At 69.0% G+C, this 13414-nt stretch carries 10 protein-coding genes; 7 read left to right on the top strand and 3 right to left on the bottom strand.

Going from position 1 to position 13414, the window contains the following annotated elements; translation table 11 throughout:
* Positions 1-289: 289 nt before the first annotated feature.
* Positions 290-1555 carry an aspartate kinase gene (locus AX709_RS05570; protein ID WP_066547728.1) on the bottom strand — a complete coding sequence of 422 codons (1266 nt, stop codon included), beginning with the start codon at positions 1553-1555 and terminating at the stop codon, positions 290-292.
* 55 nt (positions 1556-1610) lie between these two features.
* Here AX709_RS05570 and ubiG point away from each other — a divergent pair, with 55 nt between their 5' ends.
* From ubiG to AX709_RS05535, 7 genes are all read left to right on the top strand, one after another.
* On the top strand, positions 1611-2360 hold the full coding sequence (gene ubiG / locus AX709_RS05565; protein ID WP_066547725.1) for a bifunctional 2-polyprenyl-6-hydroxyphenol methylase/3-demethylubiquinol 3-O-methyltransferase UbiG: 750 nt from the start codon (positions 1611-1613) through the stop codon (positions 2358-2360).
* Positions 2361-2688: 328 nt separating this feature from the next.
* The gene (locus tag AX709_RS05560) at positions 2689-4170 is read left to right on the top strand and encodes a S41 family peptidase (protein WP_443026195.1); all 1482 of its coding nucleotides are present in this window, start codon (positions 2689-2691) and stop codon (positions 4168-4170) included.
* A gap of 119 nt (positions 4171-4289) precedes the next feature.
* Complete coding sequence (locus AX709_RS05555) at positions 4290-4574, top strand: DUF427 domain-containing protein (RefSeq protein WP_066547719.1); 285 nt, start codon at positions 4290-4292, stop codon at positions 4572-4574.
* 268 nt (positions 4575-4842) lie between these two features.
* Positions 4843-7614, top strand: coding sequence for a DNA polymerase I (gene polA, locus AX709_RS05550; protein WP_066547716.1), 2772 nt, complete (start codon positions 4843-4845; stop codon positions 7612-7614).
* Positions 7611-8873, top strand: a complete 1263-nt coding sequence (locus AX709_RS05545) for a cation:proton antiporter (RefSeq protein ID WP_231726125.1) — start codon at positions 7611-7613, stop codon at positions 8871-8873. The genes polA and AX709_RS05545 overlap by 4 nt, the downstream gene beginning before the upstream one ends.
* A complete protein-coding gene (locus tag AX709_RS05540) occupies positions 8870-10378 on the top strand; it encodes a lipopolysaccharide biosynthesis protein (protein ID WP_066547713.1) in 1509 nt (502 codons plus the stop codon). The genes AX709_RS05545 and AX709_RS05540 overlap by 4 nt, the downstream gene beginning before the upstream one ends.
* Before the next feature lie 65 nt (positions 10379-10443).
* On the top strand, positions 10444-10602 hold the full coding sequence (locus tag AX709_RS05535; RefSeq protein WP_066477281.1) for a Flp family type IVb pilin: 159 nt from the start codon (positions 10444-10446) through the stop codon (positions 10600-10602).
* A gap of 26 nt (positions 10603-10628) precedes the next feature.
* Here the strand turns inward: AX709_RS05535 and purH are convergent, their stop codons facing one another.
* Positions 10629-12218 carry a bifunctional phosphoribosylaminoimidazolecarboxamide formyltransferase/IMP cyclohydrolase gene (purH, locus tag AX709_RS05530; protein ID WP_066547739.1) on the bottom strand — a complete coding sequence of 530 codons (1590 nt, stop codon included), beginning with the start codon at positions 12216-12218 and terminating at the stop codon, positions 10629-10631.
* A gap of 38 nt (positions 12219-12256) precedes the next feature.
* Positions 12257-13414, bottom strand: a 1158-nt coding sequence (locus AX709_RS05525; protein ID WP_066547712.1) for a heparinase II/III family protein, incomplete at its 5' end; no start/stop codon positions are given.

Below are 13414 nucleotides of genomic sequence, written 5' to 3'. Positions count from 1 at the left end.
CGTTAGCTTGACTCGCTCTCTAACGACTTCCTCGTCACCCCGGCCTTGTGCCGGGGTCCACCGGGCGGCGCAGTCCCGGCGGTTGTAACGTGTGGCGCCGTGGACCCCGGCACAAGGCCGGGGTGACGAAAGGTGATTCCATGCAAGGTCATCCCGCTCTAAGCCCCTCCCCTTCAGTGCAGGGGTTGGGGTGGGGACTCTCCGCCGGGCGCATCGCCTGAGGCACGCCCCCCCGTCCCCTCCCCTGAAGGGGAGGGGTGCGCCGGGTGGATCGCAAACCGCTCCAAACTCACGCCGCCTCGTCCGCCGCATCCAGCCCATAGGCGGTGTGCAGCACGCGCACGGCCAGTTCGGTGTAATCCTCCTCGATCAGCACGCTGACCTTGATTTCGGAGGTCGTGATCGCCTGGATGTTGATGCCGCGATCACCGAGCGTCTGGAACATCGTCGACGCGACGCCGGCGTGGCTGCGCATACCGACGCCGACGATCGAGATTTTGGCGACGCGGGTGTCGTGGACCAGCTTGGTATAGCCAATCGTGTCGCGGGCCTTGTCGAGCACGTCGAGCGCGCGCGCCAGTTCCGCCTGCGGCACCGTAAACGTCACGTCGGTCGATCCCGACGAATGCGCCACATTCTGGACGATCATGTCGACATTGATGCTGGCGGCCGCGAGCGGCGCAAAGATCGACCCCACCGCACCCGGCCGGTCGGGCACGTCGGCCAGCGTGATCTTCGCCTCGTTCTTGTCGTGCGCGATGCCGGTGATGAGCTGGCGTTCCACGTCTTCGATCTCCTCTTCACCCACGATCAGCGTACCGGGCAGCGATGCGGCGTCGGGGGCCCCGTCCGCGTCGCCGAAGGAGGAGAGCACCTGGATGCGCACGCCTTCCTTCATCGCCAGCCCGACCGATCGGGTCTGCAGCACCTTGGCGCCGACGCTCGCCAGCTCCAGCATTTCCTCATAGGTCACGCGCCTGAGCTTGCGCGCGCGCGGCACGATGCGCGGGTCGGTGGTATAGACGCCGTCGACATCGGTGTAGATGTCGCAACGATCGGCCTTCATCGCCGCGGCGACCGCGACCGCCGAGGTGTCGGACCCGCCACGGCCCAGCGTCGTGACCCGTCCGTCGCCGGCCATACCCTGGAATCCCGGGATCACCGCGACTTCGCGTGCGGCGGTGGCGGCAAGCAGCGCATCGGTGTCGATCGCCTCGATCCGCGCCGCGGCATGCGCGTCGTTGGTCCGCACGGGCAGCTGCCAGCCGAGCCAGCTGCGCGCCGGCACGCCGATCGCCTGCAGCGCGATCGCCAGCAGGCCCGATGTCACCTGCTCGCCGCTCGCCACCACGACATCATATTCGCGCGGATCATAGAGCGAGGACGCCTCGCGGCAAAAGCCCACCAGCCGGTCGGTCTCGCCGGCCATGGCGGAAACGACCACCGCGATCTCGTTTCCGGCTTCCCATTCGCGCTTCACCCGCTGGGCGACGTTGCGGATACGCTCGATGCCCGCCATCGACGTGCCACCGAATTTCATCACGATCCGCGCCATTTTATTTCGCCAAACGCCTCTTGGGAGCAATGGGGCGCTCTGATAGGAGCGCACCATGGCAAAGGCAAGTGACGCGCTCGCACCCGCAGCATCCACGATCGACGCGCGCGAGGCCGCGCATTTCGGTGCGCTCGCCGCCGACTGGTGGAATCCGCGCGGGACGTCCGCGATGCTCCACCGGCTGAACCCGGTCCGGCTGAAATTCATCCGTGCCGCGGTCGATTCGCATTGGGATACGGACGCCGCCGCGTTCCGACCGCTGCTGGGCCGCCGCGCCCTCGACGTCGGCTGTGGCGCGGGACTGCTCGCCGAGCCGCTCGCCCGCATGGGGGCGACCGTCACCGCCATCGACGCCGCGCCGGAGAATATCGGTGCGGCGCTCGCGCATGCCGAGGCATCGGGTCTGGCGATCGACTATCGCGCCGGCGGGATCGAACAGGTCGCGGGTGCCCGCTTCGATCTCGTCACCGCGCTTGAGGTGATCGAGCATGTGACCGATCCGGCGGCGTTCGTCGCCGGGCTTGCGGCAGCGCTCGCGCCCGATGGGCTGCTCATCCTCTCGACCCCCAACCGTACCGCGCTGTCGCGGCTCGCCATGGTCGGCGTCGCCGAGGGGCTGGGCGCGATCCCGCGCGGCACGCATGACTGGGACAAGTTCCTCACCCCCGACGAGCTGGTCGCGCTCCTGGAGGTGGAAGGGCTCGCGATCGGCGAGCGGCGCGGCATCGGCTGGTCGCCGACTGCGGGCTTTCGCATCGGCGACGATGAGCGGCTGAACTATATCCTGACCGCCCGGCCGCGCTGATCCGCGCGGATCGGCACCGTCCCTGGGCCTCGTCGCGCCGCCTTCCCCCCTGGCGGGCAGCTTTCCCGGTCCGGTGCCGACGCGAAGGCCCGCGCGGCTGGCAACATGCCGCGGCGTGCGGAGGCGGGCGTCCGGGAAAAGGGAGTGAACCCGACCGCCCGCATTCGCACCATCCGTCATTTTCGCAGGGCGCGAAACAGCCAATTCGGTCGTGGAGCGGCCGGGCTGTATCGCGGCGGGACGCACGCATGTCGCGCGGATGTGGACCAAAATCCAGCTGGCGTTCACCAATGCCCGCGTTATGCATGGCCGCGCGAGCGGTGGGAGAGTGCGCGTGCGTGCGGGACGTCTGGGCGTAGGGTTGAGTTTGCTGGCCCTGCTTGGGGCATGCGGCGGCGGCGGTGGCGGCGGCAGCCGGACGAGCGGAACGGTGACTGCGCCGCCGACCTCGGCCGCACCCGCACCCGCACCCTCGCCGACACCCGCGCCCACCCCGACGGCGACGACCGCCGGATGCTCGGTGCGCGAACGCCAGGACTGGGTCGCGGCGCAAATCAACGAATGGTATCTTTTCCCCGACCTCCTCGCGACGGGACTGAACCCCGCCGCCTATGCCACCGTCGATGCGTATATCGACGCGCTGACCGCCAACGCCCGCACGCTGAACCGCGACCGTTATTTCACCTATCTGACCTCGATCGCCGAGGAGAGCGCCTATTACGCGTCGGGTGCCACCGCCGGTTTCGGCGTGCGTTTCGGGTTCTCGGGCGACCGCCTGTTCGTGATCGAGGCGTTCGAGGGCGGGCCCGCGCTCGCGGCCGGCGTCGATCGCGGTGCGGAGATCGTCGGCGTCGGCACGACGAGCGCGAATGTCCGCAGCGTCGCCGCCATCCTGGCCAGTGAGGGCGAGGCGGGGCTCGGTACGGCGCTCGGCCCGGCGACCGAGGGCACTGTCCGCGTGCTGCGCGTCCAGGATGCCACCGGCACGCGCGAGGTCAGCATTACCAAGCGCATTTTCGATTTGACCCCGGTGTCGTCGCGCTATGGCGCCCGCATCCTCGACGATGGCGGCCGGCGGGTCGGCTATCTCAACCTGCGCACCTTCATCTCGACCGCGGATCAGGCGCTGCGCAACGCCTTCCAGCAGTTCCGCGACGCGGGCGTGACAAACCTCGTGATCGATTTCCGCTATAATGGCGGCGGCCTCGTCTCGACGGCAGAGCTGCTGAGCGACCTGCTCGGCGGGGCGCGGACCGCGTCGAATATCCAGTCGATCACCGCGTTCCGCCCGTCCAAATCGGCCCAGAACGAAACCCGCTATTATCGTGCGCAGCCCCAGTCGGTCGCGCCGATGCGCATTGCGTTCATCGGCAGCGGCGGCACCGCGTCGGCCAGCGAGCTGGTCATCAACTCGACCCTGCCCTATCTGCGCGCCAATTCCGCGCTGATCGGCACCAACACCTATGGCAAGCCGGTCGGCCAGATCGCGCTCGACCGGCCGGCGTGCGACGACCGGCTGCGCGTCGTCGCCTTTGCGAGCCAGAATGCCGACGGCCAGGGCGGCTACTACAACGGTCTCGCGTCGGTGATGGAATCGAGCTGCCAGGCATCGGACGATATCAGCTTCCCGCTCGGCGACCCGCGCGAGGCATCGGTGCGCACGGCGCTCGACTTTCTCGCGGGACGCAGCTGCACCCGGATCGCCGTCGGAACCCAGGGCCCGCAGGCCGCGCGCAGCACGACCGCCCGGCGGCTGTTCAGCCCGACCCGCCCGACCGCTGCGCAGCGCGAGACGCCCGGCCTGTTCTGACTCCGCCTACCGCGCATTTCCAGCTTCTTGCGATCCGGGCGGGCGGGCGGCGGCGCGGGCTTGTGCGGTCGCCACCGCTTTCCCATCTGTGACGGGTCGAACCCCGGGAGACGCGTAACATGGTCGAGGCACGCTGGAACGGTCACGTGATCGCACGCAGCGACGACACGGTCGTCGTCGAGCGCAACCATTATTTCCCCGCCGACAGCATGACCGAGGCGGTGCAGCTCAAGCCGAGCGCCACCACCAGCGTCTGCCCGTGGAAGGGCACCGCACATTACTACACGCTCGTCGTCGACGGCGCGGAGAATGTCGATGCGGCCTGGTACTATCCCGAGCCCAAGGATGCGGCGAGGGAGATCACCGGCCGCATCGCCTTCTGGAAGGGCGTGACCGTCGGCTGACGCCGAATTTGGCGGACCTCACGGGGCGGGCCCGTTAGCCGCCTCGGCAACGGGAAAGACACCGTCAGCCTGGGAAAGCCACCGTCACCCCGGACTTGATCCGGGGTCTCGCTGCCTTTTCGGGCGCAAGAAACAGCGGGACCCCGGATCAAGTCCGGGGTGACGAGAACGCTGGGGAAATGGCATCGACATCGGCCGCTTCGACAACACCGCCCGCAACCGGCACAACCGTCTCGCCCCCCGCGCGGCGCCCTGCTAAGCCGCGGCCATGCCCAACCATCTCTACCTCGTCGACGGCTCGAGCTTCATCTTCCGTGCCTATCACGTGCTGCCCCGGCTGACCAATCGCCATGGCGAGCCGGCGGGCGCGGTCTATGGCTATACCACGATGCTGTGGAAGCTCGCGAAGGAGCTGCACGAAGCCGACGGCCCAACCCATCTGGCGGTCATCCTCGACAAGTCCGAACACACGTTCCGCAACGACCTGTACGATCAGTACAAGGCGCATCGCCCCCCTGCGCCCGAGGATCTGGTGCCGCAGTTCCCGATGATCCGCGATGCGACGCGCGCGTTCAGCCTGCCCTGCATCGAGGAGCTGGGGTGGGAAGCCGACGACCTGATCGCGAGCTATGCGAAGGCGGCGCTGGCCCAGGGCTGGCACGTCACCATCGTCAGTTCCGACAAGGACCTGATGCAGTTGCTGACCGAACCCGGCATCGACATGCTCGACACGATGAAGGACCGCCGCATGGGGCCCGAGGCGGTGGTCGAGAAGTTCGGCGTCGGCCCCGAGAAGCTGGGCGAGGTGCTGGCGCTGATGGGGGACAGCGTCGACAACGTCCCCGGCGTCCCCGGCGTCGGCCCCAAGACGGCCGCCAAGCTGATCCTCGAGCATGGCGATGTCGAGGCCGTGCTCGCCGCCGCGCCGAACATGAAACCGGGCAAGCTGCGCGACAATCTGATCGAGCATGCCGACATGGCGCGGCTGTCGCGCCGTCTGGTCACCCTCGCCGATGACGTGCCGCTGCCGCACCCGCTCGAGGAGATGACGCTCGATGGCATTCCCGAACCGCCGCTGCGCGCGTTCCTGGAGCATCACGGCTTCAAGTCGCTGCTGGCCAAGCTTGCGACGGTGGCGGACCCGGTCGACACCGGCAGCACGCCGCCGCCGGTCGCGGCCGAGCAGGCCGCCGATCCGGCGTGCGATCACGACGCCTATGAAACCGTAGTCGACGACGCCGCGCTCGACCGCTGGATCGACGCGGCCCGGCACCAGGGCTGGGTCGCGATCGATACCGAGACCACCGGGCTCGATGCGATGTCGGCCGATCTGGTCGGCATTTCCATGGCGCTCGCCCCCAACCGGGCCTGCTACATCCCGGTCGGCCATGTCGGGCACGACATGTTCAGCGAGCGCCCGCAACAGATCGAGCGCGCGGTCGCGCTGGCGAAGCTCAAGCCGCTGCTCGAGGACCCGGCGGTGCTCAAGATCGGCCACAACCTCAAATACGACCTGATCGTCCTGCGGCGCTGCGGCATCGATGTCGCGCCGTATGACGACACGATCGTCATGTCGTTCGACCTCGATGCCGGGCGGCACGGGCACGGCATGGACGAGCTCGCCGCCACGCACCTGTCGCACAGCTGCCTCGCGTTCAAGGACGTGGTCGGTACCGGCAAGAACCAGAAGCATTTCGGCGAAATCGATCTGCATGCCGCAACCCGCTACGCGGCCGAGGATGCGGACGTGACGCTGCGCTTCTGGCGGCGGTTCAAGCCGCGGCTCGCCTATGAAGGCGGAACGCGGATCTATGAGCTGGTCGATCGCCCGCTGGTCCGCGTCATCGCCGGGATGGAAATGGCGGGCGTCAAGGTCGATGCCGGGCGGCTCGCCCAGCTTTCATCCGAATTCAGCCAGCAGATCGCGCGGCTGGAGGAGGATATCCACGCGCTCGCCGGGTTCAAATTCGCGATCGGCAGCCCAAAGCAACTGGGCGACGTGCTGTTCGACAAGATGGGGATCAAGGGCGGCCGCAAGGGCAAGTCGGGCGTCTATTCGACCGACGTCAACGAACTGGAGCGGATTGCCGCTGACAAGGACTCGCCCGGCCGCGACATGGTGCTCAAGGTGCTCGACTGGCGCCAGCTCAGCAAATTGAAGTCGACCTATACCGACGCGCTCCAGGCCCAGATCAACCCGCACACCGGCCGCGTCCATACCAGCTACAGCCTGACCGGGGCGCAGACCGGGCGCCTCTCGTCGACCGACCCCAACCTTCAGAACATCCCGATCCGCACCGAGGTCGGCCGCCAGATCCGCGACGCGTTCGTGGCGGAGCCGGGCCATGTCATCCTGGCCGCCGACTATTCGCAGATCGAGCTGCGCCTCGCCGCGCACATCGCCGACGTGCCGGCGCTGCGCGACGCGTTCGCCAACGGCGACGACATCCACAACATGACCGCGATGGAGCTGTTCGGCGAGGTCAATCGCGACACGCGCGGGCGGGCGAAGACGATCAACTTTGCGATCCTCTACGGCATTTCGCGCTGGGGGCTGGCGGGGCGGCTCGACGTGACGCCCGATGAGGCACAGGCGATGATCGACCGCTATTTCGATCGCTTCCCCGGCATCAACCGCTACATCGCCGACACGCTGATGACGGCAAAGGAACGCGGCTATACCGAGACGCTGTTCGGGCGGAAGACGCACTTCCCGCGCCTCAAGTCCCCCAATCAGAACGAGCGCGCCGGATCCGAACGCGCCGCGATCAACGCGCCCATCCAGGGTACGAGCGCCGACATCATCAAGCGCGCGATGGCGCGCATGGGCCCCGCGCTGGAACAGGCCGGCCTGCCCCGGGTTCGCATGCTGATGCAGGTCCACGACGAACTGGTGTTCGAGCTGCCCGAGGGCGACGTCGACGCGGCCAGGCCCGTGATCGAGCACGTGATGGCGACCGCCGCCGAACCCGCAGTCAGGCTCACCGTCCCGCTCGGCGTCGAGATCGGGGTCGGGCCAAGCTGGGGCGCCGCGCATTGATTGCAGCGCCGCCGGCGATCGTCGAGCTGTACATCCCGGTCCTGCTCGGCCTCGGCCTGCTGATCCTGCTGGTCGCATGGCTGCCGCTGGTCCTGAAGGAATGGCCGCTGTCGCTGCCGATCGTGTGCGTCGGCATCGGCGCGGGCCTGTTTTCGATCCCGCGGTTTCAGCCCTTTGCGATCCATCCGATCGAGACGCCGTTCATGGTCGAGAAGGCCGCCGAGCTGATCGTCCTCGTGTCGCTGATGGGGGCGGGGCTGAAGATCGCGCGACCGTTGAGCTGGCGGGGCTGGCGGCCATGCTGGCGGATGCTGGGGATCGCCATGCCGCTCACCATCGTGGCGCTGACGCTGCTGGGTGCCGGGCTGCTCGGCGTCGGACTGTCGACCGCGCTGCTGCTCGCCGCGTCGCTCGCGCCGACGGATCCGGTGCTGGCATCCGACGTCCAGATCGAAAAGCCGGGATCGGACAGCGATGACGAGGCACGCTTCACGCTGACCTCGGAAGCCGGGCTGAACGACGCCCTCGCCTTTCCCTTCGTCCATCTCGCCATTGCGGCGGCGGCAGGCGGCTGGACCTGGGCGACGATGGGATGGTGGGTGCTGGACGACGTCGTGTTCCGGCTTGCCGTCGGCGCGATTGCGGGGGTGGCCGGCGGCTGGCTGCTCGGCTGGATCGTCTATCGCCTGCCCGGCGAGACGCGGCTGTCGCGAACCGGCGACGGCTTCGTCGCACTGGGGGCGACGCTCGTCATCTATGCGCTGACCGAATTGGCACATGGCTATGGTTTTCTGGCCGTGTTCATCGCGGGACTGATGCTCAACCGCGCCGCCGCCACCGACGTGTTCAACGACCGGTTGCACGACTTTGCCGACGAAACCGAACGGTTGCTGATGATGGTGATGCTCGTGATGTTCGGCGGCATGCTCAGCGCGGGCGGGCTGCTGGCGCTGGTGCGCTGGAGCGATGTCGTCTTCGCGCTGATCGCGGTGTTCCTCGTCCGCCCGCTGGTCGGCTGGATCTCCCTGGCCGGGCTGCGTCGCTCACCGCTGGAGCGGGGCGCGATCGCGTTTTTCGGCATTCGCGGGCTGGGTTCGGTGTTTTATTTCGCCTACGGCATCAATCATGGCCAGTTCGACCAGCCGACGCGATTATGGGGTGCGATCGCGCTTGTGATCCTGATCTCGATCCTGCTGCACGGTACGACCGTCACCCCGGTGATGCGCCGGCTCGACCGCCAGCGCGAGGTCGAAGCATGACCGCGCCCGACGAAATGGCCGCGCTGGCCAGGGGCGGGCGGACCAATATCCTCGGTTTCGGGCTGCGGCTGGCGGCGCGGATCCCCTTCCTGTTCATCGCCGGGCGGATTTACGGCGCGGAGATTGTCGGCCGGTTCGCGGTTGCCATCCTGGTGGTCGAATTCGCCGCGCTCGTCGCGACGATCGGGCTCAAGCGCGGGCTGGCCCAGGCGCTGGCGCACACCGACCGCCCGCACGCGCACGTCGTGTGGGACGCGATGCTGGTCGCTGCCATCGCATCGCTGGTCGCCAGCGCCGTCCTGTTCGCCTTTCCCCAGGCGATGTATCCCAACAGCCAGGTCATCGGGTTTGAACGGCTGCTGCCGCTGGTCGTGCTCGCCATCGCCTGGTCGGACATCGCGCTCGCCGCGCTCGCCTATCGCCACAATATCCGGGCGGCGGTGACCGCGCGTGCGGTGATCGAGCCATGGACGATCAGCATCGCGGCCTTTGCGCTGTCCTACATTTCGTCGCGCGACGGGCTGATCATCGCCTATGTCCTGTCGATGCTCGCCGCGCTCGCGGCCTCGTTGGTGCCGTTCGTGCGCAGCTATGGCCTGCCGCACGGCTGGTCGCCGCATCTGCCCGAGATGTTCGCGCTCGCCCGCCGCAACGCGCCGCTGGCCGGCGCGGACGCGATCGAATGGGGCACGCGCAACGTCGACCGCTTCATCCTGGGCCTGTTCTTCGCCCCCAATGTCGTCGGCATCTATTACATGGCCCAGCAGGTCGCGTCGCTGCCGCAGAAGCTGAAGACCAGTTTCGATCCCGTGCTCGGGCCCGTCATCACCCAGGCGCTCGCGCGCGGCGACCGGGCCGCGGTCGCCCGCCAGATCCGCCAGGTCGGCTTCTGGATCATCGCCGCACAGGCCGGTCTGGCGCTGATCGGCGGGCTGCCGGCCGAAGGCGTCATGGGCGTGGTCGGTCCCGCCTTCGTCGCTGGGGCGGGCGCGCTCATCTTCCTGCTCGCCGCCGAAGTGCTCGCCGCACCGGGGGCCGTGGCGGAGGCCGGGCTGGTCTATGTCGCGCGGCACCGCAACCTGATCCTGTCGATCACCGTCCTGTCGTTGCAGATCGGGCTCAGCTTCGCGCTGGTCATCGCCGCGCGCACCCTGGGCCTACCGGAAGGATGGGCGGCTGCCGCGCCCGCGGTCGCGCTCACCGTGTCGCTGGCGCTCGGCTCGCTGCTCAAGACGCGGCTGCTCGCCCGCCTGCTCGACGCGCCGGTATCGTCGCTGCGCTGGTCGTTCGCCTGGGCGGTGGCGGCGGCGGGCGTGGTCGGCTGGGTCGTGACGACCCAGCTGCCCGAATGGGCCGAGCTGGCAATCGGCATCCCGGGGATCCTGCTCAGCTACCTGTACGTCCTGTGGCGCTGGGGCTTCGGGCCGCAGGACCGCACGCTGTTCCGCAAGCTGCCCGGCGCGCCCGAGATTCCAGCGAGCGAGGACGCGGCCGAAGCAGCGTAAGCGGTTACCGTCGGGTAAGAATTGCGGCATATGTGCGGAGCGCCATCCGCACAGGAGCCGACGCAATGCCCCGCACGCTATGGCAGGACGAACGTGCCGCGACCGCCATCGAATATGGCCTGCTCGCAGCCCTTATCTCGGTCGCGCTGATCGCCGCGTTCAATGCCCTCGGTCTCAGCCTTGCGGGCATTTTCACGACGATCACCAACGCGCTGAACGGCTGATCGCTGCCGCATTGGCCGCCGGCCGCTCAATGGCGGAAGTGGCGCATCCCGGTGAAGATCATCGCCAGCCCGGCCTCATCGGCGGCGGCGATCACCTCGGCATCGCGGATCGACCCGCCCGGCTGGATCACCGCCGTCGCGCCCGCCTCGACCGCGGCCAGCAGCCCGTCGGCAAAGGGGAAGAAGGCATCCGACGCCACCGCGGATCCGATCGTGCGCGGTTGCGCCCATCCCGCCTTCTCCGCCGCGTCGCGTGCCTTCCACGCGGCGATCCGTGCCGACTCCAGCCGGTTCATCTGCCCCGCACCGATGCCCGCCGTTGCGCCGTCGCGGGCATAGACGATCGCGTTCGACTTCACATGCTTGGCGACCGTCCAGGCAAAGCGGCAATCGGCCAGCTCCTGCGCCGTCGGCTGGCGGCGCGTGACGACGCGCAGCGCATCGTCCGCCACCCGGCCATTGTCGCGCGACTGGACGAGCAACCCGCCCGCGATCGACTTGACCATCAACCCGCCGCGCGCCGGATCGGGCAGGTCGCCGGTCAGCAGCAGGCGCAGATTCTTCTTCGCGGCAAAGATCGCGCGCGCGTCATCGGTCGCATCGGGCGCGGCGACCACTTCGGTGAAGATGTCCGCGATCGCTGCCGCCGTCTCACCGTCGAGCGTGCGGTTGGCCGCGATGATCCCGCCGAACGCCGACACGCTGTCGCACGCCAGCGCGGCGCGATAGGCGTCGATCAGCGTGTCGGCGCTGGCGACGCCGCACGGATTGGCGTGCTTGACGATCACCACCGTCGGCGGGCCGTCGCGAAACTCGCTGACCAGCTCGAGCGCGGCGTCGGCGTCGTTATAGTTGTTGTAGCTCAGTTCCTTGCCCTGCAGCTGCTCGGCCTGGGCGATCCCGCGCGCCGCCGGCCCCTGGGGCAGATAGAGCGCGGCCGACTGATGCGGATTTTCGCCATAGCGCAGCGTGTCGCCGCGCGTGAACGCCAGCGGCAGGGTCGCCGGAAACATCTCGCCCTGGTCGGCGAAGGCGAACCATTGCGCGATCGCGCTGTCATAGGCGGCAGTGGCGGCATAGGCCTTGGCCGCGAGCTTGCGGCGCGTATCGATCCGCGTCGCACCGCCGGTCTCGTCCAGCTCGGCGACCAGCGCGGGATAATCGGCCGGATCGGTGACGATCGCGACATAGGCGTGGTTCTTTGCGGCCGATCGCACCATGCTCGGCCCGCCGATGTCGATATTCTCGATGATCGTCGCGCGGTCGGCGCCGCGCGCCACCGTCCGGGCAAAGGGGTAGAGGTTGACGACGACCAGGTCGATCGCGCCGATCCCATGCGCGGCCATCGCGGCGGCGTGGTCCGCATCGTCGCGCACCGCCAGCAAGCCGCCATGCACCATCGGGTGAAGCGTCTTGACCCGCCCGTCCATCATCTCGGGAAAGCCGGTCAGGTCGGCGATGTCGCGCACTGCCAGGCCCACATCACGCAGCGCGGTGGCGGTGCCGCCGGTCGACACCAGCTCGACACCGTGGCGGGCGAGGGACTGCGCGAGTTCGACGATGCCCGTCTTGTCGGATACCGAAAGCAGCGCGCGGCGAAGGGGGATGTCGGTCATGCGCGTGCCCATCGGCCAAGCGGAGGCGCGGGGCAAGCCTATTTGGCGCGGTGGAACAGCCAAGTGACGCTGGCGCCGCCCGGCGGCGACTGGCCCGACAGCACGATCTGGCGCGTCGCATGCGGGCGACCCGCTCCGTCGACCCACAGGCTGTCGTCGACCGCCAGCGTCGCCTCGCGACAGCGGAACTGCCACACCGCCCCGCCGGGCAGGCGCAGGAACGCGGCCTGATTGTCGGTCGTCGGCGACACCTCGATCCCCGGCGCCAGGTGAAAGCGAATCGCGAAGGGGATGTCGCCGCGCTGGCGCTTCTTGCCCGACGGGATCAACAGGTCCTCGCCGCGCAGGTCGCGCCCGTCGGCGGACAGCAGCAGCTGGCGGCGATGGATCAGGCCGTAACGCCGGACATAGCCGTCATGGCTGGCGTCGAGCCGGGCGGTGCCGCCCCCGTCCTGACGGCTCAGCTCGACCGAAGCGACCCCGCGCCCCAGCGTGCCGTCGCCGTGGATCGCGGTCGAATTACTGTCGTCGACGATCAGCGTCGAATGCGCCGCCGTGGTGCGCAGCCCTTCGGTCAGGCTGGCGGGCACCGACGCATGGACCGACCGCGCGCCCCCGCAATTGACCACCAGCCGGCGCGTGCCGTCGGAAAGCTCGAACGCCAGCGTCGACGCGCATCCGCCCTCGACCAGCCGCGCGACGGGCGGCGGGGCGGCGTCGATCACCAGCACCGTCTGACCGGCGGCGAGGCGATGATAGCCCCAGTCGCGCGCCTGGCGCAGCGGCCGGGTGCGCACGCCGGTCGCCTCGACAATTGCGGCGACCTGATCGGCCGCCACCGGGTTGCCGCCCTGCCAGCTCGACAGCGCACCGTCGCCCAGCGTGAGCCCCTGCAACGCGCCGACCATCCGCGCCAGCGTCGCGTCGATCAGTTCGGGCGGATCGATCCGCCGCGCGGCATAGGTCGCGCGCAGCATGGTCAGCACCATGATCGCGTCGATCAGCCCCAGCGGCGACCGGCCCGTCACCCCGCCGTCGCTGCCGACCGATGCGGCGATCGCGCGCGCCAGTCCCGCTTCGTCGAGCGCGCGGCGGGCATCGCCGCCCGGAATCATCAGCCCCGCCGCGACGATCCCCGCGCAAGCCGCGATCCGGCGCGGGCCGGCAGGCGCGCGATCGGCGGTGCGGTCCAGGTG

This window comes from Sphingomonas sp. CCH15-F11 (genome assembly GCF_001557005.1).
GTDB lineage: Bacteria > Pseudomonadota > Alphaproteobacteria > Sphingomonadales > Sphingomonadaceae > Sphingomonas.
This window is presented reverse-complemented; position numbering and strand designations above follow the sequence as displayed.

Bases quoted from the DNA above. Each gene is read 5' to 3' on its own strand.
- AX709_RS05540 (WP_066547713.1), top strand. From the start codon at position 8,870: ATGACCGCGCCCGACGAAATGGCCGCGCTGGCCAGGGGCGGGCGGACC.
- AX709_RS05535 (WP_066477281.1), top strand. From the start codon at position 10,444: ATGCCCCGCACGCTATGGCAGGACGAACGTGCCGCGACCGCCATCGAA.
- ubiG (WP_066547725.1), top strand. From the start codon at position 1,611: ATGGCAAAGGCAAGTGACGCGCTCGCACCCGCAGCATCCACGATCGAC.
- polA (WP_066547716.1), top strand. From the start codon at position 4,843: ATGCCCAACCATCTCTACCTCGTCGACGGCTCGAGCTTCATCTTCCGT.
- AX709_RS05555 (WP_066547719.1), top strand. From the start codon at position 4,290: ATGGTCGAGGCACGCTGGAACGGTCACGTGATCGCACGCAGCGACGAC.
- AX709_RS05570 (WP_066547728.1), bottom strand. From the start codon at position 1,555: ATGGCGCGGATCGTGATGAAATTCGGTGGCACGTCGATGGCGGGCATC.
- purH (WP_066547739.1), bottom strand. From the start codon at position 12,218: ATGACCGACATCCCCCTTCGCCGCGCGCTGCTTTCGGTATCCGACAAG.